The sequence below is a fragment of the Kribbella italica genome (assembly GCF_014205135.1).
Classification (GTDB): Bacteria; Actinomycetota; Actinomycetes; order Propionibacteriales; family Kribbellaceae; genus Kribbella; species Kribbella italica.
The window spans coordinates 1,045,778-1,072,766 of sequence record NZ_JACHMY010000001.1 but is presented as its reverse complement, the minus strand read 5'-3'; the positions used below and the strand labels follow the sequence as shown (position 1 = coordinate 1,072,766).

The 26,989-nt window shown below is 70.8% G+C and carries 24 protein-coding genes; 13 read left to right on the top strand and 11 right to left on the bottom strand.

Annotated elements, in window-relative coordinates; translation table 11 throughout:
• Window positions 1–956 precede the first annotated feature (956 nt).
• Complete coding sequence (locus HDA39_RS05040) at window positions 957–1,703, bottom strand: class I SAM-dependent methyltransferase (protein WP_184794067.1); 747 nt, start codon at window positions 1,701–1,703, stop codon at window positions 957–959.
• Window positions 1,704–2,209: 506 nt separating this feature from the next.
• Between HDA39_RS05040 and HDA39_RS05035 the strand changes: the two genes are divergently transcribed.
• A complete protein-coding gene (locus tag HDA39_RS05035; protein WP_184794066.1) occupies window positions 2,210–8,002 on the top strand; it encodes a hypothetical protein in 5,793 nt (1,930 codons plus the stop codon).
• 424 nt (window positions 8,003–8,426) lie between these two features.
• Here HDA39_RS05035 and HDA39_RS05030 read toward each other — a convergent pair whose 3' ends face one another.
• Both HDA39_RS05030 and HDA39_RS05025 read right to left on the bottom strand, forming a co-directional pair.
• The gene (locus HDA39_RS05030; RefSeq protein ID WP_184794065.1) at window positions 8,427–8,900 is read right to left on the bottom strand and encodes an SAV_6107 family HEPN domain-containing protein; all 474 of its coding nucleotides are present in this window, start codon (window positions 8,898–8,900) and stop codon (window positions 8,427–8,429) included.
• Window positions 8,901–9,019: 119 nt separating this feature from the next.
• Window positions 9,020–9,379, bottom strand: a complete 360-nt coding sequence (locus HDA39_RS05025) for a DUF6504 family protein (protein WP_184794064.1) — start codon at window positions 9,377–9,379, stop codon at window positions 9,020–9,022.
• A 358-nt stretch (window positions 9,380–9,737) separates the two neighbouring features.
• Between HDA39_RS05025 and HDA39_RS05020 the strand changes: the two genes are divergently transcribed.
• From HDA39_RS05020 to HDA39_RS05010, 3 genes are read left to right on the top strand one after another with little or no spacing between them, the layout of a single operon-like run.
• Window positions 9,738–10,325, top strand: a complete 588-nt coding sequence (locus tag HDA39_RS05020) for a DM13 domain-containing protein (RefSeq protein ID WP_184794063.1) — start codon at window positions 9,738–9,740, stop codon at window positions 10,323–10,325.
• Window positions 10,326–10,361: 36 nt separating this feature from the next.
• On the top strand, window positions 10,362–11,387 hold the full coding sequence (locus HDA39_RS05015; protein ID WP_184794062.1) for a DUF4037 domain-containing protein: 1,026 nt from the start codon (window positions 10,362–10,364) through the stop codon (window positions 11,385–11,387).
• A gap of 9 nt (window positions 11,388–11,396) precedes the next feature.
• Window positions 11,397–11,867, top strand: a complete 471-nt coding sequence (locus HDA39_RS05010; protein ID WP_184794061.1) for a YbaK/EbsC family protein — start codon at window positions 11,397–11,399, stop codon at window positions 11,865–11,867.
• 35 nt (window positions 11,868–11,902) lie between these two features.
• Here the strand turns inward: HDA39_RS05010 and HDA39_RS05005 are convergent, their stop codons facing one another.
• Together HDA39_RS05005 and HDA39_RS05000 are read right to left on the bottom strand one after the other, a co-directional pair.
• Window positions 11,903–12,640, bottom strand: coding sequence for a nucleotidyltransferase domain-containing protein (locus HDA39_RS05005; RefSeq protein ID WP_202892877.1), 738 nt, complete (start codon window positions 12,638–12,640; stop codon window positions 11,903–11,905).
• Window positions 12,641–12,666: 26 nt separating this feature from the next.
• Window positions 12,667–14,580 (bottom strand): N-acetylmuramoyl-L-alanine amidase, encoded by a 1,914-nt coding sequence (locus tag HDA39_RS05000; RefSeq protein WP_184794060.1) that lies wholly within the window; start codon window positions 14,578–14,580, stop codon window positions 12,667–12,669.
• Window positions 14,581–14,727: 147 nt separating this feature from the next.
• On the opposite strand from HDA39_RS05000, the gene HDA39_RS04995 reads away from it, so the two are divergent.
• The 3 genes from HDA39_RS04995 to HDA39_RS04985 all read left to right on the top strand — a co-directional run bounded on the left by HDA39_RS04995 (window position 14,728) and on the right by HDA39_RS04985 (window position 18,974).
• Window positions 14,728–15,339 (top strand): DUF4126 domain-containing protein, encoded by a 612-nt coding sequence (locus tag HDA39_RS04995; RefSeq protein WP_184794059.1) that lies wholly within the window; start codon window positions 14,728–14,730, stop codon window positions 15,337–15,339.
• Window positions 15,339–16,646 (top strand): phytoene desaturase family protein, encoded by a 1,308-nt coding sequence (locus HDA39_RS04990; RefSeq protein ID WP_184794058.1) that lies wholly within the window; start codon window positions 15,339–15,341, stop codon window positions 16,644–16,646. Before HDA39_RS04995 ends, HDA39_RS04990 begins: the two co-directional genes overlap by 1 nt.
• A gap of 108 nt (window positions 16,647–16,754) precedes the next feature.
• On the top strand, window positions 16,755–18,974 hold the full coding sequence (locus HDA39_RS04985) for a UvrD-helicase domain-containing protein (RefSeq protein ID WP_184794057.1): 2,220 nt from the start codon (window positions 16,755–16,757) through the stop codon (window positions 18,972–18,974).
• Between the two features lie 120 nt (window positions 18,975–19,094).
• Here HDA39_RS04985 and HDA39_RS04980 read toward each other — a convergent pair whose 3' ends face one another.
• Together HDA39_RS04980 and metF are read right to left on the bottom strand one after the other, a co-directional pair.
• On the bottom strand, window positions 19,095–19,625 hold the full coding sequence (locus HDA39_RS04980) for a SixA phosphatase family protein (RefSeq protein WP_184794056.1): 531 nt from the start codon (window positions 19,623–19,625) through the stop codon (window positions 19,095–19,097).
• Between the two features lie 32 nt (window positions 19,626–19,657).
• Window positions 19,658–20,572 (bottom strand): methylenetetrahydrofolate reductase [NAD(P)H], encoded by a 915-nt coding sequence (gene metF / locus HDA39_RS04975; RefSeq protein ID WP_184794055.1) that lies wholly within the window; start codon window positions 20,570–20,572, stop codon window positions 19,658–19,660.
• Window positions 20,573–20,628: 56 nt separating this feature from the next.
• Between metF and HDA39_RS04970 the strand changes: the two genes are divergently transcribed.
• Window positions 20,629–21,699, top strand: coding sequence for a polyprenyl synthetase family protein (locus tag HDA39_RS04970; RefSeq protein WP_184794054.1), 1,071 nt, complete (start codon window positions 20,629–20,631; stop codon window positions 21,697–21,699).
• Here HDA39_RS04970 and HDA39_RS04965 read toward each other — a convergent pair.
• Window positions 21,694–22,113: a helix-turn-helix domain-containing protein gene (locus HDA39_RS04965; protein WP_184794053.1), complete on the bottom strand. Its 420-nt coding sequence runs from the start codon at window positions 22,111–22,113 to the stop codon at window positions 21,694–21,696. The genes HDA39_RS04970 and HDA39_RS04965 overlap by 6 nt on opposite strands.
• Window positions 22,114–22,174: 61 nt before the next feature.
• On the opposite strand from HDA39_RS04965, the gene HDA39_RS04960 reads away from it, so the two are divergent.
• The 3 genes from HDA39_RS04960 to HDA39_RS04950 are packed head-to-tail and all read left to right on the top strand — an operon-like array spanning window position 22,175 to window position 24,045.
• The gene (locus HDA39_RS04960; RefSeq protein ID WP_184794052.1) at window positions 22,175–22,987 is read left to right on the top strand and encodes an alpha/beta fold hydrolase; all 813 of its coding nucleotides are present in this window, start codon (window positions 22,175–22,177) and stop codon (window positions 22,985–22,987) included.
• On the top strand, window positions 22,984–23,322 hold the full coding sequence (locus tag HDA39_RS04955) for a DUF4180 domain-containing protein (protein ID WP_184794051.1): 339 nt from the start codon (window positions 22,984–22,986) through the stop codon (window positions 23,320–23,322). Before HDA39_RS04960 ends, HDA39_RS04955 begins: the two co-directional genes overlap by 4 nt.
• A gap of 9 nt (window positions 23,323–23,331) precedes the next feature.
• Window positions 23,332–24,045 (top strand): YqjF family protein, encoded by a 714-nt coding sequence (locus HDA39_RS04950; protein WP_184794050.1) that lies wholly within the window; start codon window positions 23,332–23,334, stop codon window positions 24,043–24,045.
• On the opposite strand, the gene HDA39_RS04945 is transcribed toward HDA39_RS04950, so the two are convergent.
• The 3 genes from HDA39_RS04945 to thiE are packed head-to-tail and all read right to left on the bottom strand — an operon-like array spanning window position 24,023 to window position 25,541.
• Entirely contained in the window at window positions 24,023–24,451 is a 429-nt protein-coding gene (locus HDA39_RS04945) for a barstar family protein (protein WP_184794049.1), read from the bottom strand. The genes HDA39_RS04950 and HDA39_RS04945 overlap by 23 nt on opposite strands.
• Entirely contained in the window at window positions 24,448–24,885 is a 438-nt protein-coding gene (locus HDA39_RS04940) for a guanyl-specific ribonuclease (RefSeq protein ID WP_184794048.1), read from the bottom strand. The genes HDA39_RS04945 and HDA39_RS04940 overlap by 4 nt, the downstream gene beginning before the upstream one ends.
• Window positions 24,885–25,541: a thiamine phosphate synthase gene (gene thiE, locus HDA39_RS04935; protein ID WP_184794047.1), complete on the bottom strand. Its 657-nt coding sequence runs from the start codon at window positions 25,539–25,541 to the stop codon at window positions 24,885–24,887. Before thiE ends, HDA39_RS04940 begins: the two co-directional genes overlap by 1 nt.
• Before the next feature lie 42 nt (window positions 25,542–25,583).
• On the opposite strand from thiE, the gene thiO reads away from it, so the two are divergent.
• Window positions 25,584–26,771 (top strand): glycine oxidase ThiO, encoded by a 1,188-nt coding sequence (gene thiO / locus HDA39_RS04930; protein ID WP_184794046.1) that lies wholly within the window; start codon window positions 25,584–25,586, stop codon window positions 26,769–26,771.
• A complete protein-coding gene (thiS, locus tag HDA39_RS04925) occupies window positions 26,768–26,980 on the top strand; it encodes a sulfur carrier protein ThiS (RefSeq protein WP_337925633.1) in 213 nt (70 codons plus the stop codon). The genes thiO and thiS overlap by 4 nt, the downstream gene beginning before the upstream one ends.
• Window positions 26,981–26,989 lie beyond the last annotated feature (9 nt).

Genomic DNA, 26,989 nt, shown 5'->3' with positions numbered 1-26,989 from the left:
CACCGCCGGCGGCGTCTCCTGCGGCGTAATCCCCCGTCACCCACCCGGGCAATCGCCGGTTGGTGAGTGGTGCACGTCCGCCCAGCGTGACCCACCGGAGGTCGGGCATTCGAACGAAGGCTCTACACGCGCTGCACCAGGTGTTGCAGATCCATGGCCGGCGATTCGACCGGGGATCCACTGCAGGCGCGGGCGTAGACAGCGCGAGGCGGCGGGGGCGAGTTGACTGGGGGTGCATCACCCGTGGTCGCGGCCGGCCGCTTGGCGCGTGCCACCGGAGCGGACCGCGCCGAGCCTTAAACGAGCGCGGACCCGGTTCCTGCTTCGTCGCCGGGGGATCCATCGCAGGCGCGGGTGTAGCCAGCGCGGGGCGGCGGAAGCGAGGTGGATGGGGTGCTTCGCCCTTGGTTGCGCCGGGCCGCAAGCGGACGCCTGCTGCGGACGCCGCGAGATCCGGCATCGGCCGCCGTCTCGGGGTGGATTGGCTGCTCGCCAGCGATCCGGCACGGGGGCCGCAGCGGCCGTGGCTGGCGCGGGGTGGCCACGACGGCAGGGTGGCTGGCGCGGGGTGATCACGGCGGCACGTGGCTGGCGCGGGGTGATCACGGCGGCACGTGGCTGGCGCGGGGTGGCCGCGGCCGCACGTGGCGCTGGCGCACTCAGCTCCGCTGACCCCCGAGCGGAGGGCGTAGCAGCACGTGGCTGGCGCGCTCAGCTCCGCTGACCCCCGAGCGGAGGGCGTGGCAGCACGTGGCTGGCGCGCTCAGCTCCGCTGACCCCCGAGGGGCGACCGCGGCGGCACGTGGTTGGCGCTCAGCTTCGCTGAGCCTCGAGGGGAGGGCCCGCAGCTGGACGCCGACATCCCCTCACCCGATGGGCTCGCAATCACCGCCAGCCGACCCAGACCCCGGGCGGAACACCTTGCTGCCCGCAGCCGGGACCTGCGGCAGCAGCGGTCAGCGGGTGGCGAGGATGTGGAGCTGGGGCGAGAGCGCCCGGAAAGCCGGGTGCTGGCTGGCGGCTCGGTCCAAATCGGCGAGGGCTTCGGCGGCGCCGGCTTCGGAGTCGACGATGGCGGCGGGGACCAGGTCGGTGAAGGTGCGGACGCCGTGGACGGTGTGGACCATGAAACCCGCCTCGGCGAGTTGGGCGACGATGGCTGCTTCGTCGAAGCGGCGGGGCATCGGGTCGGCGGGGCCCCAGCGGCCGTCGGGGTCCTGGAGGGCGGTGCGGGCTTCGGTGAGGTGTCCGGCGAGGGCTCGTGCCAGGACGACGGCGTTGCGCTGGGCAACCAACAGGCTGAGGACGCCGCCGTCTCGCAGTACGGAGGCCATGGCCTGCAGCGCCTGGACCGGGTCGTCGACGACCTCGAGTACGCCGTGGCAGAGCACCGCGTCGGCCGTTGCCTTGCCCGCGATCTGCGGCAAGTCGGTTGCGTCGCCCTGGACGCCGTGGACGAGCTTGCTCACGCCCTCGTCGGAAGCGCGGCGCTCGAGCGAGGCCAGCGCGTCCGGACTCGGGTCGACCACGGTCACCCGGTGCCCCTCGACCGCCAGCGGCACCGCGAACCCGCCGGTGCCACCGCCCAGATCCACGATGTCGAGCCCAGCGGTCGGGTCGGTCCGGGTCCGCCCGGCCAACGCAACCCGCAGCGCCTCGGCCACCAGCGCCGTCCGCAACGAACGCCGACGTCGGTCGACCATCAAGGCTCCTCCTCGCACACCCCGGCAGACACCCGTCCACCCTGCGCTCCCTACCCTACTTCCCGTTCCCTCCTACCCCACGCACCGGCTTTCTCGCTGTCGGCCGAGGCCCGGAACATACTGCAGTTTGTCAGTTGAGACAGCCGACTTTCGACCTCCAGTCCTTGCTACCGTCAGCGACCAGCGCCTCGCGACGACAACCGTCGAACCAGGCTTGACGGAAGGGAACCGGGCGTGACCACTGCGGCGATCTCCTGCGGGCCGTTCACCGGCGTGACCTCGAGGGCCGCCCACCGGGACACGGGATCGGTCTGAGGCCGCGGACCGTGTCTGCGTCACGGCGCTCCCCCGGACGTCACCGCCGGCTGGTCGGTGAGCGGCACCGCTCGGCCGACGGCAGTGAACGCTCGTCGGGCGGAGCACACCGCTGGGCGGGCGGTGGCCGGCATCGCCTGCCCAGCCACGAGCGCGCTCAGTCGGCCGGCTTTCTCGGACGGATCCTGTCAGTGCTGGGCCGTCGGGGCACTCGGCGTCACCGACTGGCCAAGGCCCAGTACGACGAATTCCGCCACCTGAGCCGGGAGTGGCACGAGACTCTGGCGGGCCGCGGCACTCGCACGCTGCAGTCTGTCGAGAACGAACTGGCGGATCTCGCGACAGCCATCCGCCGCGGCGGTCAACCCCCACCACCCCTCCCTTGGGGCGAAGCAGGCGAGTGGGCAAGCCGCCAGGTCGGCGACCTAGAAGCGGCCGCCGTACGGCAGGAGCACCGAGCCGAGAACCGGACCGCGAGCGCGGCCGCAGCCGCGGAAGCGGCCGCCGACCTACTCAGGACGGCTGACGAGCAGGAAGCGGGTCAGGACGATGCCGCGGGTGAGCGGGCACGGAAGCTGCGTCTGAAGGCGGCGAGCAAGCTCGCGTCGGCCGAACGGTACAGCCTGATCGCGGCCGCTTGTGCGGCAGCCGCGCAGCAGGCGAGAGAAACCGCCCGCCTTCATCAAGTAGTGGCCGACAGCAACCAATCCGGCGCCGAAGTCGACGCGATGGCTCGGGCAGCCCGTGAGCAGATTGAGGTTTACAAAGCCGCGGCGGCCGCCACGCTGCCGTCCAGAACCGTCCAGCACAACGCGCTTCCGTCGGGCCGGCTGCCGCACCTGACAGTCCTGTGCAGGGACCTGAACGAGGCGCTGGCCGAACGCAAGGCACCGTTCCGCTTCACGCCGGATGACCTGCACGGTTCGCTGCGTGCGGAGACCCGGCGGCTACTGTCCCCGGACGGCGTTGTCCTGACCGTCGGCAACGACCCGCGCGCTGACGTCGACGACCTGATCCAGATCGAGCTCACCCTCGATCCCGGTGAACTGCAGGAGGTCCTCGACAGCCCCGTCGACTTCGACGAGGCCTGGGTCGGGCAGATGACTCAGGCCGCGGCCGGCCTCACGACGACCGCGACCGACGCGACCGGGGTGACCGCGGGGATGAGTCTCAAGGACCTCGCGGCCGCGCTCCCGGACAGCAGCAGGCTCAGGGCGCTGTCGGCGCTGGCGTCCCCCGGCGCAGAGATCGCCACCAACTGCACCCGCAGTACCAGCGGTGGTGCGACGGAGTTCATGTTCACGGGTGCGGTCGAGGTCCTCCGCGGCCAGATCCTGCACTACCGCTCGACCGAGCCGCGCTGGGCGTGGCGTATTCGTTCGTCCGCGCGCGGCCCATGGTCCCCGAAGCACCTCGTCGACGCCGGCGATCCGACCTCGCTCGATCTCGGGTACGGCGAAACCCTCACGGTCGGTCCGCCCGCGGAGACCGTCTCGCTGCAGTCACTGGGTCTGTCGGCCGAACGTCGTACGTCGTTGCCCGAGAACGTCGCCACCCGGGCCGACGGACTGCTCGAGCTGTGCGACCAGGCCGTCGACGGCCTTCGTGAACGGCTCGGCGGGCTCGACCGCGTCGGCTACGACAGGCTGCGGGGCCTGCTGGTCGAGGACGCGATGACCAGGCTGGACGAGACCACCGAGCCGGGCGGACTCTGGCGACTCATCACCAGCGGCGGCCGGCCGGTGGCCTACGCCCAGTTGGAGACGTTCGCGGAGCGGGAGTCCGCGGACCTGCTGAGCGACAGCTCACCCGACCACAAGATCGACTTCTGGCGCGTCGGCACCTCCGGCGCCGTGGGCGGCCGGACGGCCGGCAGGTCCAGGACGGTCAGCGGTACGTTGGCCGTCGCCGGAGGCCCGCTGTCCGACGTCGGTACGACGGCAGCCGACCTGGCACCGGGACTGCGGGCTGGTCGCGCCACGAGCACCGACGACGGCATGAGCACCACCGACCAAGGCACTCGCTGGAGCGGTCATCGCCTCGGGCCCACGCTCGCCATGAAACTCCGGATGCGGCACAAGGTCACGATCCATCGACTGGACCGCGCGGAGGCGTTCACCGTCGACGGCGAAGGCGACGTCTGCTTGCGGATGGTCGAGCGGGAAGCGTTCCGCTACGGCCTGCCGGTGCCGTCGGATGCGGTGGTACGCGATGCCGAGGGCATCCCACGGCGAGGAACCGACGGCCGGTTGCTGCTCCGCGGCGATCCGCAGGAGACCGACGAGGAGCTTCGGCTTCCGGCCTGGCTCGGCAACGAGCCAGGGCAACTGCGGGGCGCGGGCCCGGCGATCATCGGTGAGTTCGAGGGCGCCGACATCGCGCTGCGCGAGTTCCTCGCCGCCCACTCCGACGGCTCCCTGGTCCCACCACTCGATGTCGACGGCCAACCGCTGCCGGGCGAGCTGACCGGCCGGGACCCCGCTCTGCTCCTCAGCCTGTCGGAGAACCTGGAACGAACCCGTCGGCAACTCGCGAAGCCGCGGCTCGAGATCGGCTACGACCAGCTCACGCAGGAAGGCGCACTGTTCCACCTGAGCAAGCACCGCGCCGGGCTGCCGCCGAGTCTGCACAACTACCGGATCACGGTCGAGCAGCACTTCGACCGGGCCAAACTGATCGGGCTCACCGACAGCGACACTGTCGTCAACCTCGACATGGGCGTGAACTCGGTCGCCCGGTCCGGCAGCGACGCGAAAAGCCTGCCGTGGTCGGCCAAGCTCGGTCTGAGTAACGGGCCGGCACTGCCAACGGTCGGCGTCAACCACGGGCGGGCCTCGCTCGGCCGGTTCTCCAGCTGGACCCTGGCCAACTCCGCCTACCGGATGTCGATGTCCGAGTCCGGCGCGCGGGTCGCGGTGTTCGACGTACCGCACACGCTCAAGATCGTCGAGGTCACCTCGACCGGCGACTCCGAGCCACTGGCCGTGGCCGAAGGACGCGCCGCCGTTCGCCTGGACAGTGAGTTCTGCGACCGCGGTGTCCGGCCGACCCCATCGATCACCGGCCTGGTCGATCCCACTCTGTTGCAGACGGCAACGATCCAGCAGGTCGACGCCCGGGATCCGGTCGGCCGGCTGATCGAGGCCGTCCCGGAGCTGGCTCGCGCCGACAGCGCTGCCCTGCACCACGTCAGCGGGTTCCTGGCCACCCGGAACCTGGTCGCCCGGCCGGAGCTGCTCGCCACCACGTTCCGTACCGGGCTGATCGTCAACCCGGCGCCTTCCGATCTGCTCGGGGCCGTCGTACACCGCGGTCTCGCTCCGCGCCCTTCGAGCCTGAGCATCAGCAACCGGATCCAGAACCTCCGGTACGTCGGCAGCGGCCACCCCGTCATCGCCGACCTCAACACCACGATGGACAGCGTGACGAGTACGGCGGGCGTCAGCACCGGCCGGACGAGCGGAGTCAGCGGCGGCGCTGCCCAGGTCGACGAGGACGGCTCATCGATCGGTGGCACGCTCGCCGCGACGAAGACCGTCAGCCGATCCTCGGCGAGCACCGAGTCCGGCACGGCCGGGGTCGAGCGGACCCTGTTCCGGGCCGGGCAGCACTACCAGTTCTGGGGTGACCTGGTCCTTCAGGCCGAGCTTCGGGCCGGCGGCGCCGACGTCCGTGAGGTGGAGCTGGACAGCGGCGCGATCGTGCTCACCCTTCCGGAGGCCGACGCCCTGCGCTCCTACGGGCAGGGGGACCTGGATCTGCCGCTGGCGAAGGCGTCCGACGCGGTCGAGCGACTGCTGGACGGGAACCTCGCACTCCCCCGGCGTACGGCGACCGCGCTGATCCGGCGCTACCTGAAGGAGAAGGCCGGGGTGACCGACGGTCTCGCGGTCACCCACACCGCCGAGCGATTGGCGGACAAGCTGCGGTCCGCAGCCGGTCTGCGGCCGGCCCCGGACGACACCCTCGCCGCCGTACTCGTCAAGGCTGAGGACCTCACCCGGCAACGCGTCGAGGTCGCATTGCCGCGGCATTACCGGACCACGATGGGCGCTGCGGCAGTGGACCGGATTTCGGTGCAGGACCTGGAGGGCAACGACACCGATCTGCTGCGCGAGGTGTACGCCACGATCGAGCGGCACGATCCGGCCGCGCTGGAGAATCCGGTGCTCACCAGCGGCCTCAACGGCGACTTCGCCGACCGGCGCGGCCGCGGGCACCTGGAGAGCATGCTCGACCCGGGCGGCCTGGTCCGCGAGTACCCGATCGAGAGGTCCGGAGTACGGCAGAATCTCCGCGTGCGTGTCCGGTTCGCCTTCGACGGACCGGTCACCGTCGAGGGTGGTGCCCCGGCGGATCAGCACGAGAACGTGTGGAACCTCGTCCAGCTGTGGGCGTTCCGCGAACGCAGCCGCAACGCCTCCGCGACCACGTCGTACGGCGGTACGGCGGGCGGCGCGGGGTCCGACGGGATCAGCGCCTCGGCCGGTGTCGGCACTGGCGTCGGCGCGACCACGACCGCGGCCGGGTCCGACGTAAAAGCACGCATCAGCGAGGGGTTCTGGCTGGACACCACGCGGGTCGAGCGGGATTTCCGGCTGATCGTCGAGGTGGAGGACTCGCTGCTGCCCGGCGGAGATCTCGTCGGCACCGTGCCGCCTCCGACCCGGCGGGAGTCGACTGGACGCCTGGGGCTGTTCGTTCCCTCGTCGGTGGTCGGTCCGGTCCAGGCCGAGGAACCCGCCGAGGTGTTCGACCACCGGCCGGTGACGCTGCCGCCCAACTACCTGACGGAGGGTACCCAGCCGTACCGGACCGGCGACGCGCCGGTGAACACGCTGTTCGAGGCGGTCTACCGTCGGCTCGGTCAGCCGGATCTGCTCTCCAGCGCCGGCGTCCGCAGGCACAGGACCACGCTCGAAACCGTGCTCGGGGCTTCCGGCCGGAGCGTCGCGTTCCGGCAGATGGCCGACGCGGCGGGCCACGAGCTCGTCCCGCTGCCGGTGCCAGGACATCCGCGGCGTACCGTCGTGGTCCGCGTCCGGGCGGAGGTCTCCGGGCTGGAACTCGTCTCGGATCCCGACGACAGGAGCAGGATCCAGCTCGGCGAGAACACCCGCGAGATCCACACCAGTCAGCTGGCCGCTCAGAGCAACAGATTGCTGCCCACCACCAAGACCGTCGGCGGAACGACCGCGGACGGCGGGGTGACCGCATCCGTGAGCTGGGGTGAGCAGGTTGCCGAAAAGGACAGTAGTACGACCGGTGCTCGGCACGAGGTCGGCGTGTACGAGTCCGGTGAGGCGGTCACGGTCAAGGTGATGGTCGATTACCACCTGGAGTTCGAACGGCGCAGGGTCGATCGCCACGGCAGATCCAAGGTGACTCGCTCCGACTCGCACCATCGCGCTGCCGCCGGTGAGGCGTACCTGACGATGTTCCGGCGCGACTACGACGCGATGCTCGCCCGGATGGAGGCCGGAGAACCCGCGTTGGCCGGCTGGGATCCTTCGCAGGCGCCCCGGTCACCGAAGGCGCCCACTGTCCGGGTCAGCGTCGTCGCCGACGAGCAGCATCCGTACCGGCCGTTGGTCGATGCGCTAGAGCAGGCGCGTCTCACGGGCGCCGTGGTGCGGCTCACTGTGCGCGCGCAGGACGGGACGCAGCAGGTGTACAGGGCCAATCCGGACGGGACCATGAGCAGCCGTGGTGACCAGAAGTTCGCTGCCGCGTTCGCGAAGTTGCATCCCCGGTTGGCCCTGCTGGCCGAGGGGCGGGTGAACCTGCGCGACGTCCACGCGACGAGCAACCGCCCGGATCGCTTCACCGGCGCGGTCGTCGAAGCCCTCCACCACAAGGGCATCCCGGCCGCCGCGCTGACCGAGGTGGACCCGGCCGCCGGCCGCGCGCCGGGCGTGGGGGCGATGGCGCAGGACACTCGGCAGCGCAAGACCACCGGCAACCCAGGCCTGGGCATCGGATAAGCCGGACGCCGCACGGCGTCGCCCGAACGCGGGACGAGGTCCAGCTGTAGCTCGGCTGCCCCTGCCCTGACCGCGGCGACGCAGGGGCGCGGTCGGCGACACAAGGGACGGGTCGGCGACGCGAGGCGGGCAGCGGCACTGTGGTCGGACGCCCCGATGACTGCGCCTTGGCAACGGCGCGGACGCCGGACCGCGACGCAGCTCGGGCAGCGGCACCAGGGCGAGGACATCTCGGCAGCGAGGCGGATGCGCGGGTGGCGACGCGGATAGGCGGTCGGCGGCGGGGCGGCCGGCGGCGGGCGCACTGAAGGACCCCGGTGGATTGGCGGGCCGGGGTCCTTCAGGTGGGTGGGCGGGTGATGAGGCCGCCCGGTTGGCCGGCTTGCGGTGAGAACGGGGGACTCGCCGCAAGCCAGGTGTGGGGTCAGCTGGCCTGCATCCAGGGCTGGGCCAGGACCGATTGGGGGTCGGAGTACTCGGGCAGGGTCTGCTGGGTGGTCAGGTGCAGGCTTTCTTCCACCAGGCCGTAGAAGGTCTCGACCTCGCGGATCAGGTCGTCGGCCTCGCGGATGCTGACGGCTCGCTCCAGGCCGGCCTCGGCGGCGGCGCGCTGGGAGGCGCCGGCGGCGAAGAAGCTGGCCCATTCGGAGAACTCGGGCGCTACCTCGGCGAGCAGGACCCAGGCGTTGCGCTGCACGCGGCGGCGCGGGCCCGAGCGGACCGGGCGGGCCCGGACGGCGAGGACCGCGGCGGCCAGGCGCAGGGCGGCCACGTGGGCGGTCGAGTACCGGATCAGGTGGTCGCTCGTCTCGCGGGCCTCGGCCAGGGCGGCGCGGGCGCGGGACAGGTCGCGGGTCGCCGATCCGGCGGCGGCCGGGGAAACCGGTGAAACGGTCATCGGTTACTCACCCTTTCCACAGATCAGTGGCTGGAGCCCGGACTCCTCCACGGAGTCCGTGAGCGGCTGGTCTTCTCGCGGGGACTGCAGGCTGGTCGTACGCAGCAGACGGGACAGGGTCACTGGTCGGTCACCCGCTCCAGCTGCCAGCGGCCCGAGTCCGGGTCGTGGGCCAGGTCGAACATCTCGCGGCGGGCGTGCCGGCCGCAGCCGGCTTCCACCCGGTAGACCGCACGGCGCGGGCCCCAGTCGGCGTCCAGGACACCGACGGCGGCGGACGATCCGGCCGCGACGGCGGTCGCCGTGGCGCCGACCCCGGAGCCGATCACCCCGCGCTCCCACCAGGCGGCGGTCTCGGTCCAGTGCGCCTGGACCGCGCACACCATCCAGAGGCGGCCGCGCCACAGGAACTGCTCCGGAGACTCGATGCCGTCCACGACGCCGGTCCGCACCTCGACGGCTTCGTCGAACTCCCACATGCTCCATCGCCTCCTGTACGCCAACTTCCCCTGGGTAGCGGCCCGGTGGGTGGGCGCCGGGTGGGGGTCGAGGTCCACCTCGGCGCCCGGCCCACCGGGTCCGCCGGTCACCGATGCGGCCGCAACTCCGCACCGGAGCCGAGCAGTTGTGCCGATCGCCCCGCTCCGGACTCCCGACGAACCCGGGTCCGAGGCAATCGAACATCTGTTCGAACACTCACAGCGTAGCCTCGCCCGCCGACAGACGTCAACGGGCCGTAAGCCCCGGCGCGCCCCGGACCGCGCCGCGTCCGGCCAGACTGGTGCCACCCCTCCGGAGACACCACCCCGGACCGATCGAACGAGAGCGAGCGACCCGATGGCCTCCCACCGCAAACTGATCGGCGTGGTCGCGGGCGCGGCTGTCGTCGCGGTCGCCGCCGTGGCGCTACCGCTCTTCCAGCCGTGGCGGCTCGTCACCGACACGGTCGTCGACGAGGCCCTCCCAGGCGCCGTACCGACCGTTGCTCCGTCTCTCATGACCACATCCTCCAAGGCGCCACCGACAATTTCCGGTGAGCCGTCGAGCACGCTCGTTCCGAGCAAGGACGCGGGCCCGGCGGTGCTCAGCAAGGGCACGTTCGTCACGCACGAGCACGACACCTCCGGAGCGGTGTCGATCGTGCGGCTGGCTGACGGCTCACGGATCCTTCGGCTGCAGGACCTGGACACCTCCGACGGTCCCGATCTCGAGGTCTGGCTGAGCGACGCGAAGGTTGTCGAGGGCAAGGCCGGCTGGCACGTGTTCGACGACGGCAAGGCCAGGAGCCTCGGGCAACTGAAGGGCAACAAGGGCAGCCAGAACTACGTGATCCCCAGCGAGGTCGACCTCGGGGACTTCAGCAGCGTCTCGATCTGGTGCAACCGGTTCAACGTCTCGTTCGGTGCGGCCGAGCTGAAAACCTGATGCAGGCAAGGCGTTTCGGCCCTAGGGTCGGGACGCATGACGACCTTCCGTTCGGCGCGTGACCTGAGCCAGGACTTTCACGCCGACGTCATCCGTCCACTGCTCGGCAGTACGCCGTACGCCGCCGGCCTGCTCGGCTGGGGCTCCGACGTCCTCGGCTACGACACCGAGCGGTCGACCGACCACGGCTGGGGGCCGCGGCTCCAGGTGTTCGTGGAGGAAGGCGACGTCCAGCAGGTCAAGGAGCTGGTCGAGCAGGGCCTGCCGGACGAGTACGGCGGGCACCCGGTGCGCTTCGGGTGGGACACCCAGCAGCCGATCCACCACATCACCGTGACGACGCTGTCCGACTGGCTCCAGGACCTGCTCGGCTTCGACGCCACTACCGACCTCAGTACGGCGAACTGGCTGATCACCCCGCAGCAGAAGTTCCTCGGCGTCGTCGCCGGGCCCGTGTACGCCGACGACGGCCGGCTGCAGCGGATCCGCGCCGACCTGCAGTGGTACCCGGACGACGTCTGGCTGTGGATGCTGGCCTGCCAGTGGTCCCGGATCGCGCAGGAGGAGCCGTTCGTGCAGCGCACCTACGAGGTGGGCGACGAGCTCGGCTCCCGGGTGCTCACTGCCCGCCTGGCTCGCGACGTGATGCGGCTGGCGCTACTGATGGAGCGCACCTACGCGCCGTACTCGAAGTGGTTCGGTACGGCGTTCAACCGGCTCGGGCCCGCGGACGGGCTCGACGAGCTGCTGATGGAGGCCACCCGGGCCGAGGCGCAGAAGCACCGCGAGCAGGCGCTCGTCTCGGCGTACGAGCTGGTGGCGGCCCGGCACAACAAGCTCGGGATCACCGACGAGGTCGACCCGACGGCCCGGCAGTTCCACGAGCGGCCGGCGATGGTGCTCGGGGCGGAGCGGTTCGTCGACGCCTGTCTGGCGCAGGTGCACGACGCAGGCCTCAAGGACCTGCCGTTGATCGGTTCGATCGACCAGATCTCCGACAGCACCGATCTGCTGAGCAACCCGGCCGCGTACCGGCGATTGTCGACGATCTACGAGAAGTAAGGTCGACGCGTGAGCACTCATCCCAACGTCCAGCGGGTCGCGGACGCCCTGGCGGCGGCCGGCGCGACCGGCGAGATCCGGATCCTCGACGAGGCCGTGCCGACGGCGGCGGCTGCCGCTGAGGAACTCGGCTGCGAGGTCGGCGCGATCGCCAACAGTCTGATCTTCGACGGCGACGGTACGCCGGTCCTCATCCTCACGTCGGGCGCGCACCGCGTCGACACCGCGAAGCTGGCCGCCGAGCTCGGCCTGACCAAGCTCAAGCGGGCCACGCCGGAGTTCGTGAAGCAGCACACCGGCCAGGCCATCGGCGGCGTCGCGCCCGTCGGACACCCGGCTCCCGTCCGCACCCTCGTCGACACCGCGCTCGACCAGTACGCCGAGGTCTGGGCCGCCGGCGGCATCCCGCACTCGATCTTCCCCACCACGTACGCCGAACTCCTCCACCTCACCAACGGCACCCCGGTCGTCGTCAACTAGCGGTGCCCGACTCACCAACCGGTGTCGGGGCGGAGCTAGCCGGCGACGGCGGGGATCTTGGCGCGCAGGTAGGTGCGGGTCAGCTCGGCCCGGTGCCTGCGCCAGCTGAGGGATCGGTCCACGGCGCCGCCGTAGCGGCGTTGGTGGATGTCGTGAACGACCGCGGCCGGTGCGCCGAGCGTGGGCAGGTGGGCGAGAGCGGCCTGCTTGGTGATCAGGGCACCGGTGCGGAGAGTGGTCTCGGCGCGGGCGAGCGTGACCATCGCGAGGTCGATCCAGATGTCGCGGAGCCACGGGGTGCGCTTGGCGGTGACCGGGTACCAGAAGGTCAGCAGGTCGGCGCGGACGAAGTCCGCCAGCTCGGCGTCGGTGGTTGCTGGGAGCAACGACGAGGGTGGTGGGCCGAACAGCGAGAGGTCGCTGAGGGCGAGCTCGCGGCGGGTCACCGGCGTGACCGGGCGGGTGAGGTAGTGCTCCTGGGCGAAGGTCGGGTGGCGGACCGCGGGATCGGCCAACCCGTCGACGGGTACGTACGTGCAGTGGAGCCGGCGGCCCAGAGGTGAGGTGAGCGGGCGGTGGATCGCCTTGATGGCGGCGGGATCGACCAGGCCCGGCAGGACGCAGACCAGGTCGAGGTCGCTGCGCGACGGGACGAAGTCGCCGAGCGCGAGCGAGCCGTGGATCCAGATCGCCTGCGCCGGCAACGCCGCCGTGGACGCGACGAAGCCGTCCAGCAGTTGCTGAACGGCTTCGTCGCTCACGTGGTCGGTCACACCGCCAGTCTCACAGAGTCAGGCGGTCAGAACGCCGGACGCAGATCCACGTCGGCGGCCCGGACGTACGCCATCCGGTGCCCGAACCAGATCTGGTAGTAGCGGTCCTTGCCGAGCACCTGCACGTGGTCCGTCGGCGGCTGCCCGTCGAAGGTGGTCGCCCGGTAGTAGTCGGTCTCGATGGTCGCGTCGCCGACCGGGTACGCCTGGCCCGCGCCGATCGAGTACTGCAGCGGCGTCACCGCCTGGTACGGAATACCCGCCGGGTACGCCGCCTGCTCCGGGTACGCCCGCCCGTAGACCGGGACAGTCACCTTGCCGGCCTTCGGCTTGACGACCAGCCCAGGCTTGGCGAACGCGTCCGGCGCGGACGCCGGGCTCTTGAACCAGGCCAGCGCGCCCAGGTACCAGACGGCCACCCAGTCCCCCGACCGCTGCGCCACGACGTACTGCGAGCCGGCCGCCGCCCGCGCACCGATGTCGGAGACCTGCGTCGTCGACGCCGACGAGCCCGGCCGCAGCCCGAGGTCCTTGACCAGCGGCGCCGCGTCGTCCGGTGCCTGGCGCAGGTAGACGAAGTTCGTCCCCTGCGGCGCGCACGCCGTACCGGCGGTGACGCAGTCGGTCACGACCTGCACGTTCGACGCGAAGCCAGGCTTGATCGTCACGATCGAACCGGTACGAACCGGGAAGATCTTGTGCCCGTAGATCGGCGCGCCGAGCAGGTCGAAGTAGTGCTCCCAGTCCCAATACGGTCCCGGGTCCCAGTGCATCCCCGCGACGGTCGACGGGATCGTGCCGGGCACCTGGTCGTGCCCGATGATGTGCGCCCGGTCGAGCGGGATGTTGTTCTTCTTGGCCAGGTACTTCACCAGCCGCGCCGAGTTCCGGTAGAGCGCCTCGGTGTACCAGGTCGCGCCCTGGGCGGCGAAGCCCTCGTGCTCGATCCCGATGCTGTGCATGTTCACGTACCAGTTGCCGGCGTGCCACGCGACGTCGTCGGCCTTCACGTGCTGCCAGGTATGCCCGTCCGACGAGCGCATCGTGTACTGCCAGCTCACGTACGTCGGGTCCTGCACCAGGTTCAGCGTGCCCTGCCAGCCGCCCTCGGTGTCGTGGATGACGATGTAGTCGACCTTGCCGGTCTTCGGCCGGTTCGCCAGGTCGTGGTTGCCGTAGTCGGTCGCCGCGTCGCCGGTCTTCTGGTACGGCGCCGGCAGCGACTCGCAGGCCAGTCCGGACGGGCACTCGACCCCTGCCGAGTCCTTCGCCCCGGCGGCCAGCTTCAGGCGGGAGAGCTGGTCGCGCTCCGGCGTCGCCGCGACGGCGGGCATGCTGACCTGCTGCCCTGTGTTGGTCGTCCGGGCGGCGCCTCGGGCGAGAATCGTGTAGACGTCGTCAGCGAACGCCGACGCTCCGACCTTGTTGGTCGCCCCGGAGTAGGACGCGACAGCGGCGTACCAAGAGGCCGGCGAGGTAGCGGCACCCACCGGCAGCCCCAGCGACTTCTGGTACGACGCCAGCACCGCAGCACCGCCCGCCACGTTGGCCGCGGCGTCGTTGCGCAGTGCGACCGGGTCCAGCCCGGTCAGGTCGGACGCCTCGTACAGAGTGCGCAGCGAGTCGCCCTTGGCGAGCTTCTGCCCGGCCGAGCGTTCCACCAGCGCACTGGGGTCGCCAGCGGTCAGGTGCATCGGCCCGAAGCCGCCCGACGTGCTCGACTTGCCCTGATGGTCGTCCCAGCGGGTCTCCGCGTAGGACACGGCCAGCAGGACGGACTCCGGTACGCCGTACTGCTGCGCGGCGGACTGGAACGCGGCCGCCAGGCCCGGTGCCGGCGTGGACGCCTCGGCCGGCGGCCCGCTCGACGACACGCCGATCGCGGCTATGGGCAGCGCCAACGCGGCCAGGGCGGCGAGAATCTTCGGACGACGACGCATGTTCGTTCTCCCTGATCTGGAGTGTGTGGCGGTCACGCAGACCGGCAACCTGTTCACTCTGGGTCGAGGCGGAGCGGATGTCAACGGTTAACCAAAACTCGCGGCACGAGGTTCGTTACTGACCGCGATCGAGTTCGGAGCAACAGTATGGAAGCGCTGCCGTTGGCCTTCACGTCGGGCTGGGCGAGCGGGATCAACGCCTACGCCTGCGTGCTCGTCCTCGGGCTGCTCGGCCGCTTCGCCGACGTGGACGACGTACCGACCGCTCTGACCTCCAACGGCGTCCTGATCGCCGCCGGCGCGCTCTTCCTGGTCGAGTTCGTCGCCGACAAGATTCCGTACGTCGACTCCGCCTGGGACACCGTCTCGACGCTGATCCGGCCCACGGTCGGCGCGATCATCGCGGCGCTGATGGCCGGTCAGGCGAGCAACCTGGAGCAGGCGTTCATCGCCACCACGGGCGGCGTCGTCGCGCTGGTCTCGCACCTGGTGAAGTCGAGCCTGCGGCTGGCGATCAACACCTCGCCCGAGCCCGTCACCAACATCGCCGCCTCTTCCGGCGAGGACGTCGCCGTGCTCGGCGTGGTCTCGCTGGCCGCCTTCCACCCGACCGCCGCGCTGATCGTCGCGGCGGTACTGCTGGTGCTCGGCCTGATCGGCGTCTACCTCGCACTGCGCGCAATCCGGCGCGGCCTCGTCAGGTTCCGGGCCTGGCGGGAACGACGAAGCAATCCAGCGACTGGGAGCACGACCCTCTGATGTCCCGCGTGATCGTCATCGGGGCCGGCCTCGCCGGTCTCGCCACTGCCGTCCGTCTGGCCAAGCTCGGCCACCAGGTCACCGTCTGCGAAGCCGAGGACCGTCTCGGCGGCGCACTCGGCCGGGTCGAGGCCGACGGCTTCAGCTGGGACGCAGGAGCAGCTAGTACGACGCTGCCGGCCGCCCTGCGCGACCTGTTCCGCAAGTCCGGCCGCCCGATCGAGAGCCTGGTCCAGCTCGACCCGGTCACCACACCGCGCCGGCACCTGTTCGGCGACGGCTCGGTGCTGGACCTCCCGATCGGCGACCGCGCGGCCCAGCTGGAGACCTGGACCGACCTGGCCGGTGAGAAGACCGCCAAGGCCTGGACCGGTCTGGTCGACTCCTACGGCGAGACCTGGCAGATCCTCCGCAAGACCTCGCTCGAGCCGCCGCTGCTGGACCGGCTGCCGCTGCCTGCCCTCCGCGGGCTGAAGCCGTGGCAGTCGCTGGACCGCGTCGCCGAGCGCCACCTGGACGACGACCGGGCGCGCGCCGTACTGCGGTACTTCGCGACGCAGCACGGGTCGGAGGCCCGGTCCACTCCCGGGTACGTCGGGGTCTGGTCGTACCTGGAGCGCACGTTCGGCCGCTGGACCGTGGCCGGTGGCTTCGCCGCCGTGGGCGACGCACTGGCGCAGCGGGCGGTCGAGCGCAAGATCGACGTCCGGACCGGCGCCGAGGTCGCCGCAGTGACCAGCAAGGACGGCGTGGTGACAGGCGTCCGGCTGGCTGACGGGACTGAGCTGCTGGCCGAGGTAGTGGTCAGCGACATCGACCCGCGCGTCCTCTACACCCAGCTGGTCAGCGACCCGGCAGCCAAGAAGGTGCGCAAGCAGGTCGAGAAGACCCACCAGGCGCAGGCGGCGTACGTCGTACACCTCGGTCTGCGCGGCCCGGTGCCGGACCTGCCGTTCGAGACGGTCCTGCACGGTACGCCGACAGTCACGGTCCGCACGGGCGGTACTGCGCCCGCCGGGCACACCGCCTGGTCCGTGCTGGTCCATGGCTACCCCACCGACGACGTGGTCGACCTGCTGGTCGCCCGCGGGCTGCACATCCGCGACAAGGTGATCAGCCGCCAGACGTCGGCCTCCTGGTGGACCGGTGTGGCCTGGGAGGGCTACAGGACAGCGGGCCGCCGGGCGGGCAACATCTCGCCCGTCAAGGGCCTGTACTGCGTGGGCGCGGGCGCCCATCCGGGCGGTGGCGTACCGGCCACGACGCTCGGTGCCGCGATCGTCGCGGACGCCGTCGGCAAGGCGTAAGCCGTCAACCTGAGACCTCCTCTGGGGTCGCCGTCATCGGCGCACTACGATTGAGCGTTCATGTGTTCCGTGTCGGGGGAAACTGCCCCGGCAGTAGAGAGGACCCCGGTGGACCAAACCCCCACGTCACCCGATCCCGAGTCGGTCGAGAGGGCAGAACTGGAGTTCGAGCAACAGCACGTCGACCGGGTCTACGACCGGGTCGAGGCCGCGTCGGCGTCCGCGTCCCGGATCGCGGTCGAGGGTCATCAACGCGCCCAGGCGCAGAACGTCGGTCGCGTCCGCGAGGAGGAGCAGACCGGGCTGTACGAGCGGGACGTCCTGGTGTTCGCCGCGGCCCGGCGGATCGCCGAGCTGGACGCGGAGCACGAGGGCCTGGTGTTCGGCCGGCTCGACTCCGACGGTGGCGACGAGCAGCCGCCGGCCGAGCACGCGGCCGACCTGGAGAGCCTGTACGTCGGCCGGATCGGCGTCCGCGACGCCGAGTACGAGCCGCTCGTGATCGACTGGCGGGCCCCCGCGGCCGAGCCGTTCTACCGCGCGACCTCGACCGACCGCCTCGGCGTCGTCCGGCGTCGCGTCCTGCGCAACAAGGGCGCCAGGATCATCGGCATCGAGGACGACCTGCTCGGCCCCGAGCGGGCGCCCGAGGATCTGCCGGTGATGGGTGAGGGCGCGCTGATGGCGTCGCTGTCGCGGGCCCGTGGGCACACGATGCGCGACATCGTGGCGACCATCCAGGCCGAGCAGGACCAGGCGATCCGGGCTCCGGCCCGCGGCGTCACCGTCATCGGCGGCGGTCCGGGGACGGGCAAGACGGTCGTCGCGCTGCACCGCGCGGCGTACCTGCTGTACTCCGACCGGCGCCGCTTCGAGCGTGGCGGCGTTCTGGTGGTCGGGCCGTCGGCCGCCTTCATGGCCTACATCGAGCGCGTGCTGCCGAGCCTCGGCGAGAACACGGTCTCCCTGCGCGCGGTCGGCGAGCTCGTCGACGGCGTCCGGGCGACGGCGATCGACGACGCCGAGGTGGCCGCGATCAAGGGATCGCTGCGGATGCAGGGCCTGCTGTCGCGCGCCGCGCGCGACCGCGTCCCGAACGCACCAACCACGCTGCGCGTCTTCATCGGCGGTGGCACGGTCGAGCTGGACGCGAACCAGTTGGACAACGTCCGCCGCAACGCCTTGCGCCGTACGCCGCGCAACCGCGCCGCGGCCGAGGCTCGCAAGGGACTCGTGGCCGCGTTGTGGACCCGCTTCCCCGAGGACCTGCGCAACGGCGTGTACGCCGATCGCGAGTCGTTCGGCGACCAGGTCACCGACCTTCCGGCGTACCGGACCTTCTTCGCGGCCTGGTGGCCGGTGCTGACGCCGCAGACCGTGCTGCGCTGGCTCGGTGACCCGCGACGCCTCACCCGCTGGGCGCGGCACGACCTGACCCCGGTCGAGATCGAGACGCTCGCGGCCGGGATCCGCGGCACGGACGACATCACCGTCGCTGACGTCGCGCTGCTCGACGAGCTGACCCACCTGCTCGGCCGGGCGCCGATCCCCGAGGCGGGCAAGGACGAGGAGTTCGACTGGCTCGAAGGCCTGTCGGACGGCGTCAACGAGGTGCTCACCACGTCGGAGCGCCGGGCCCGCGCTGCTGCCGCGGCCGAGGCTGACGAGCCCGAGGAGTACGCGCACGTCCTCGTCGACGAGGCCCAGGACCTGTCCCCGATGCAGTGGCGGATGGTGACGCGGCGCGGTCCGCAGGCGAGCTGGACGATCGTCGGCGACCCGGCGCAGAGTTCCTGGCCGGACCCGGACGAGGCCCGGACCGCGATGGAGACGATGCTGTCGCACCTGCGGCGGCACACGTTCCGGCTGTCCACCAACTACCGGAACTCGGCCGAGATCTACGCGTTCGCCGGTGAGGTGATCCGGCAACAGATCCCGGACGCCGACCTGCCGGACGCCGTACGGCGTACTGGTGTCGAGCCGGAGCACCGGATCTTCGACGCCGGCAAGGTCGCCGAAGCCTCGGCCGACGCGGCCGCCGAACTGCTCGACCTGGTCGAGGGCACGGTCGGCGTCATCGTCCCACCGAAGCTCCGCGCGGCCGTCGACGCGGTCCTTGCCGAACTCAACGATCCCCGGATCGCCACGCTCACCCCGCTCGAGTCCAAGGGCCTCGAGTACGACGCGGTCGTCGTCGTCGAGCCGGACCGAATCGTCAGCGACACCCTGGGCGGCGTCCGTGCGCTGTACGTCGTCCTGACCCGCGCCACCCAACGGATGATCACCGTCAACAGCACCACCCACTGGCTGCCGACCCGCGCCTCCTGACCGGAAGGTCGAAGCGTCCGAAGAAGTCGCATGCGTCCGAAGAAGCGAGCCCTATAGCCTCGGGTCCTTCGGACGCATGCGACTTCTTCGGACGCAACACACCATACTTCGGTTCTTCTGTTAGCCCCGTGGGATGACGTAGGAGACCAGGTCGCAGTCGTCGGCGGTGAGGTCGGACCAGCGGGACGTGTGGTGGAGGACGGTGAGTCCGCTGGTCGGGTACTTCTTGGTCAGCTCCACCCGGTCCGGGCTGGTGCCGTCGAGGGCCAGTTGGTCGGCCAGCCACGGGATGCCGGGCGCGTGCCCGATCAGGATCACCGTGCGCGCGTCGGGCGAGGCTTCCTGTACGACGTCCAGCAGGCCGTCGGTGTCGGCGTTGTAGATCCGCCGGTCGAACCACAGCTCCGTGGTCGTCGCGCCGGCCTGGGCGGCGTACTCCCAGGTCTCCGTCGTCCGGATCGACGGCGAGCACAGGACCAGGTCGGCTTCGATGCCCTGGGCAACCAAATAGCGTCCGGCCGCGGCGGCGTCGGCGCGGCCGCGCTCGGCCAGCGGCCGGTCGAGGTCGGCCATCGACTCCGGCGGCACCGCCTTCGCGTGCCGCAGCAGCACCAGCGTGCGATCGATCAGCAGGTCACTCGGGTCAGCCATCTGCAAACCCTAGCTGCCGCGAAGCCCCTGGGTCAGACCGTGGTGCCTTGGAGATTCAGGTAGACCTGGCGGGTCGCCGTCGAGCGGTTGAGGGTGATGAAGTGGATGCCCGGCGCACCACCGGTCAGCAGTTCGTCGCACAGCTCGCTGGCGATCTCGATGCCGACAGCTCGTACGGCGGCCGGGTCGCCCTCGACGGCGTGCAGGCGGTCCGTGACGGTGGCCGGGAGCGCCATGCCGGTGAGCTCGGCCATCCGGTGGATCTGCTTGATGTTCGTGACCGGCATGATGCCGGGCAGGATCGGGATGTCGCAGCCCAGCGCCGAAGCACGCTCGACCAGCTGGAAGTAGTCGTCCGCGCCGAAGAACATCTGGGTGATCGCGTAGTCCGCGCCCGCCTTCGCCTTCTCGGCCAGCACGCGGGCGTCGAAGTCGAGGTCGGCGGCCTCGGGGTGCTTGTCGGGGAACGCCGCGACGCCGACACAGAAGTCGCCCAGCGTCCGGACCAGCTCGACCAACTCGATCGCGTGGTTCAGCCCCTCGGGATGCGCCACCCACGGCTGCCGCGGACCACCCGGCGGGTCGCCGCGCAGCGCGAGCACGTTGCGGATCCCGGCGCCGGCGTACGCGCCGATGACCGAGCGCAGCTCGTCGCGCGAGTGCGCGACCGCCGTCAGATGACCCAGCGGCGTCAGCGAGGTGTCCTGCGCGACCCGCTCGGTGACGCGGATCGTGCCGTCGCGCGTCGTACCGCCCGCGCCGTACGTGATCGAGACGAACGACGGGCGCAGCTTCTCGATCTCGCGGATCGAGCGCCAGAGCACCTCTTCGGCCTCCGGCGTCTTCGGCGGGAAGAACTCGAACGAGAAGGACCGGTCGCCCGTCGCGAGCAGTTCGCGGATCGTCGGCGTGCTGCCGGGAAGCGTCGAGGGGAAACCGTTGGCCATCCCGCAAGCCTACCGGGGCGTGGGCCCGCCAGGGGCGACCGGCTAACCTCCGAGACGTGCATGCCGACGCAGACATCCCGACCGAGATCCAGCGCACGCTGACCGAGTTCCTGGACGTCCAGGAACAACGGCTGGCCGAACTCGGCCCCGAGCTGGCCGAGCAGGTCCAGGCCGCGCGGGACGCGACCAGCGGCGGCAAACGGCTGCGGCCGTCGTTCTGCTACTGGGGTTTTCGGGCGGCCGGTGGCGATCCGGAGCGGCCGATCCTGACCGCCGCGGCGAGCCTGGAGATGCTGCACGTCAGCGCCCTGGTGCACGACGACGTGATGGATTCGTCCGACACCCGCCGCGGAGCACCGGCCGCGCACAAGCGGTTCGAGGCGCTGCAGCGGGCCCGGTCGGAGGCGAGCGGTTCCGGTGGCGACCCGGTCAGCTTCGGGATCGGCGCGGCGATCCTGCTCGGCGACCTGTGCTTGATCTGGGCCGACGAGATGCTGCACACCTCGGGCTTCGACGCGGCCGCGCTGGCGCGCGCCTCGAAGTTCTTCGACGCGGTGCGGGTCGAGGTGACGGCGGGTCAGTACCTCGACCTCGTCGCGCAGGCGAGTGGCACTTCGGACCTGGACCTGGCGCTGCGGGTCCTGCGCTACAAGGCGGCGACGTACACAGTCGAGCGGCCGCTGCACATCGGCGCCGCGCTCGGCGGCGCGGACCAGCACCTGATCGACGCGCTGTCGGCGTACGGGCTGCCGCTGGGTGAGGCGTTCCAGCTGCGGGACGACCTGCTGGGCGTGTTCGGCGACCCGGCGGTGACCGGGAAGCCGGCCGGCGACGACCTGCGCGAGGGGAAGCGGACGGTGCTGGTCGCGCACGCGGTCGACCACGCCTCACCGGCGCAGCTGGCGGAGTTCGAGCGGCTGTTCGGGCGGGCCGAGCTGGACGACGACGAGATCCAGCTGCTGCGCGAGATCCTGCAGGACAGCCGGTCGGTGCAGGCCTGCGAGGACCTGATCAGCGAGCGGACGGCGGAGGCGATGGAAGCCCTCGACCGCTCACCGGTCCAGGACGAGACCTCCCGCAAGGCTTTGGCCGATCTGGCGATCGCGGCGACGTCACGGCACCTATGAGGTGACGATGACGTCGATCAGCCGCAGTACGTCGGCAGTGATGTCCAGGTCCCCCAGGATGATGATCTTCAGGACCCCACGCGTCTCGTCGTAGGCGAGCTCGACCCGCAGCCGGCCCATGCCCTCCTGGTTGATGGAGGCGGTCACGTACGTCGTGATCCGGTCGGCGCCGGTCCGGTCGACGCCGTCGATCTGGACGATGCTCGACACCTCGGCGTGCCTGGTCGCGGACACCGCGCCGGGCGCGACCACCGACGTACCGGTGAACGCCTCCAGGTCCTCCCGGGTGATCCGGTACTGCTTCCCGATCCGGGTCGCCTTCAGCCGGCCGTCGCGCACGTAGCTCCGGATCGTCCGGACGTGCAGGCCCAACTGCTCGGCGACCTGCTCGACCGAGTACAACTCCTGGCGCATCTGGCTTCCTTAGAATTCCCTATAGAGACCGCGATAAGGACTTATAGGGTAGTTTAGGTACATGACCTACCGCTCCTCCACCGGCCAGTCCATCGTGCACGCCCAGTATCGCGAGTTGCTCGCGGACTGGCCGGTGCCGAGCGAGCAGCGGCTGATCGACACCCGGCAAGGCCCGACCTTCGTGGTGTCGAGCGGCCCGGCCGGCGCGCCGCCCCTGATCCTCCTGCACGGCTCAGCCGGTACGACGCTCGACTGGTCGAACGACGTCCCGGCCTGGAGCAAGACCTTCCGCGTGCACGCGATCGACACGATCAGCGAGCCCGGGCTGAGTGCATCGCCGCGCCCCGAGCTGGGCTCACCGGCGTACGCCGAATGGCTGGACGACGTCCTCGACGGGCTCGGCGTCGAGCGGTTCTCGGTCGTGGGGTTCTCGCTGGGCGCCTGGTTCGCCCTGGACTACGCGACCCGCCGGCCGGGCCGGGTCCAGCGGTTGGCACTGTTGTCGCCGGCCGGGCTCAGCCGGATGAAGGTGCTCCCGATCCTGCCGGCCCTCCTGCTGCGGCCGTTCGGCGAGTGGGGTCACCGGCGGTCGGTCGCGACGATCATCGGCCCGCTTCCCGAGGGACTCGACTGGGACAACCTGGGCTTCGCGCTGCTGGTGCAGAAGCACTTCGCGGCGCGCACCGGCGCGATGCCGACCTTCACCGACGAGCAGCTGGAGAACCTGGACCTGCTGGCGATCGTCGGCAGCAAGGACCGGATGTTCGACGCGGCCGGTACGGCGCGACGGCTGCCCGGGCGGTCCGTGACGATCGAGGGCGCCGGGCATCTGCTGCCGCCGCAGACCGAGCGGGTGCTGGAGTTCCTGCGATGAGCGTGTTCGTGAACTCGCAGGCGTTGCGGTCGGTGCAGGACGCGATCGACCTGATCGGCGACGCGTCGTACTGGCACCAGGCGTCGTGGGTGGCCGTGCGGGTCGAGGATCTGCCGGCGGAGTTCTTCGTGCTGAGCAGCGGGGTGGCCGGGGAGATCGTGCAGAAGTTCGCGCAGTACGGGATGGGGCTGGCGGTGGTCGGCGACGTTTCGTCGTACGAGGTGAGCAGTACGCCGTTCCGCGACTGGGTGCGGGAGAGCAACCGCGGGTGGCAGCTGTGGTTCGTCGCCGACGTGGAGGCACTGGAGCAGAAGCGGCGTGAGACCGGGCGCTAGTTTGAAGGCATGGTCGAACCTGTCACCGCGGAAGCGCCGCCGCTCCCCCGGCCACGCATCCTGCGACAGTCCTGGCTCGACCTGACGTTCATCCACTGGGCGGTCGATCCGGCGTCGATCGCGCACTTCTACCCACCCGGCACGCGACCCGACACCTTCGAGGGCCGGGCGTACGTCGGCCTGATCCCGTTCCGGATGGTCGGCAACGGCTTCGCCCGCGGGCCCGCACTGCTGCCCGACTTCCTCGAGACCAACATCCGTCTCTACTCGGTGGACGACCACGGCCGCCGCGGCGTCTTCTTCCTCAGCCTCGACGCCAACCGGCGCGACGTGGTCGCCGCCGCCCGCACGATCTTCGGCCTGCCCTACCGCCACACCCACATGCGGTACGAGACCACCGCGATCACCCACACGTACACGACCCAACAACCTTCAAGTCGGATCACCGTTCAGGTGGGCGCACCAATCGAGTCCACCGGGCTCGAATTCTTCCTCACCGCCCGTTGGGGTCTGCACGTCCGCCGCGCAGGCCGGACCTGGTACCTACCGAACGAGCACCCCACCTGGCAGCTGCGGTCGGCGGAGATCCTGGACCTGCAAGCCGGCAGCCTGCTGCAGTCGGTCGGCCTTCCTGACCTGAGCATCCGCCCACCCGACCACGTCGCCCACAGCCCCGGCGTACGGTCCTACTTCGGCCTGCCTAGACGACCGGCAGGTCGCTGATCAGATCCGGCGCGTCCTCGGCCTCGCGCAGGAGCACACGAAGCTGACCCGACTCCTTGGTGTCCTCGGAGAAGATCTGCAGCGCCACATCAACCGTGTCGTGATCGTGGTCGAGCAGCTCGCGCCAGCCGTCCCACAGCACGAGCTCCGGCTCACCGGTCGAGCGGTCACTCAGGGAATCGGCGAGAGCGTCCCAGTTGCGGCCGAACCAGCGCGGAAGGTCGAAGGCCGTCGCGCAGACGTCCAGGAAACCCGCCTTGTCGAGCACCCCCGTCGTGTCGAGCGGGACGAACCCCCACCCGGCCGCCGTGACCCGCGGGCCGACCTGCTCGAGACTCAACGAAGAGCGCCAGCGATAGACCCCCGGCCGCAGTCCGGCGTCCAGCAACGCGCGCAACTCAGTCATCCGTCGGTCCCCCCGTCCGCCGCGATCCGGCGGAACGACTTGTAGTGATCGTCGGTGTAATAACGCTCGCCGCCTTTCCCGGTCACGATCCGCCGCGCGCCGCGGTCCTTCTCGCCTGGCGTCTTCACCGTGTACTCGCGGTAGTACCCGCGATTCTGCTTCGGCAGGATCTTCTCGAAGTTCCCGAAGGTCACACCGTCGCGGCTGTACGGGTACGGCCCGCCTTCGCCGATCAGCGTCAGCGTCTGCTGCGCCTCCTTCGGCAGATCGTCGACCGCGACGAAGACCAGCCCACTGTCCGGATCCTTCGACGGCTCGCCGGACGCCTTGCCGTCGGAGGCTCCGCACCCGAGCAACGACGCCGCCAGCGTGATCACCAGCATCGCGATCACCACGGCGGCGACGATCCGCGCGACCTTCGGGTTGTTCATCATCAGGCGCTCCGCAGCCGCCGGACGAACTCGCCGGCCGCCTCGGCCGGGTCGTCGGCCTCGGTGATCGCCCGAACGACGACCACCCGGCTCGCGCCCGCTTCGATCACCTCGTCGAGCCGCTCCAGGTCGATGCCGCCGATCGCGAACCACGGCTTGACCTGCTGCCGGCTGGCGGCGTACGAGACCAGTTCGAGCCCGGCCGCGGTCCGGCCCGGCTTGGTCGGGGTCTCCCAGGTCGGGCCGACGCAGAAGTAGTCCGAACCGGTCTCGGCAACCGCGGCGTTGACCTGGCTGAACGTGTGCGTCGAGCGGCCGACGATCACGTCCGGGCCGGTGATCGCGCGAGCGTGCGGCACCGGCAGGTCGCGCTGACCGAGATGCAGGACGTCGGCGCCCGCGGCGTACGCGATATCGGCGCGGTCGTTCACGGCCAGCAGCTTGCCGTGCCGCTTGCAGGCGTCGGCGAAGATCTCCAGCGCGGCGAGCTCGTCGGCGGCCTCCATCTCCTTCTGCCGGAGCTGGACGATGTCGACGCCCCCGCCCAGCGCGGCGTCGAGGAACTGGTCGAGGTCGCCCTGCTGCGGCCTGGCGTCGGTACACAGGTACAGCCGGGCGGCGTCGAGTCGGTCGCGGAGTGGCGCGGTGTCGTCAATCACAGGGCTAAGCGTGCCATGTGTATACCGTCGTACTGTTAGCTCATGACGGAGTCGAGGTCCGGGGTCGTGGTGATCGGCGGCGGACTGATCGGTTTGTCCACCGCCTGGCGACTGGCTGCAGACGGTATCCAGGTGACGGTATGTGACCCGACACCCGGCATTCGGACATCTTCGGTCGCAGCCGGCATGCTCGCCCCGGTCACCGAGGTCGAGTACGGCGAGGACGACCTGCTCGCACTCAACCTGGCCGGGAACGCCGCCTGGCCGTCGTTCGCGGAGGAGCTGGAGGCCCTGACCGGTCTCCCGGCCGGACTGCACCGGACCGGCACGCTCTCGGTCGCGTACGACGCCGACGACGCGGCCGCGATCCGTCGCCTCGCGGAGTACCAGCGCCGCCTCGGTCTCGAGGTGGAGGAACTCACCGGCCGCGAGACCCGCAAGCGCGAGCCTCTGCTCGCCGCGGGCGTCACCGCCGGGGTCTGGGTCCCGGGCGACCACTCTGTCAACAATCGACAGACCGTCGCCGCGCTGCTGCGGGCGGTCGAGTTGTCCGGCGTGACCCTCATCAAACAATCAGTCAGCCGGATCTTGATCGACGGCAGCAAAGCCGTCGGCGTCGAGCTGGACAACGGTGACACCATCCACGCCGAGCACATCATCGCCGCCGCAGGCCCCTGGACCGCCCAGCTCAACGGCATCCCCGACGAGCTACGCCCACCGGTCCGGCCACTCAAGGGCGAGATCCTCCGCCTGCGCGTCCCCAAGGCGTACCGGCCCGCGCTGCAGCACACCGTACGAGCGACGGCCCGCGGCTTCTCGGTCTACCTCGTCCCCCGCCCCGACGGCGAACTGGTGGTCGGCGCGACGACGTCCGAGCTCGGCTACGACACCAGAGTCCTGGCGGGCGGCGTGTTCACACTCCTGCGCGACGCCCGGATGGTCCTGCCGATCACGGACGAGCTGGAACTGGTGGAAACCGTCGCCGGGTTGAGGCCCGCGACTCCGGACAACGCCCCTGTGCTGGGCGCGTCCGGGCTCGACGGACTGTTGTGGGCGACCGGCCACTACCGCAACGGCGTACTGCTGACGCCGATCACCGCGCAGGTGATCGCCGAGACCGTGCGGACCGGCGTACTGCCGAAGCTGGCGGAGCCGTTCCTCGCCGACCGCTTCTCACGGGGTGACCGGGCGCACGGCAGCGCCGGCGCAGTACCTAAGGTGATGGGGTGAGTGAGGTCATGAACGTGCTGGTGAACGGCTCCGCCGAGCAGATCGACGCCGGGGCGACCGTCGCCGACGTGGTGGACCGGTGGGCCCGCAGCCCGATCGGAGTCGCGGTGGCGGTCAACGAAGCGGTGGTCACCAAGACCAACTGGTCCGGGACGACGTTGACCGAAGGCGACCGGGTGGAGATCGTCACCGCGGTTCAAGGCGGTTGAGGAGGAACC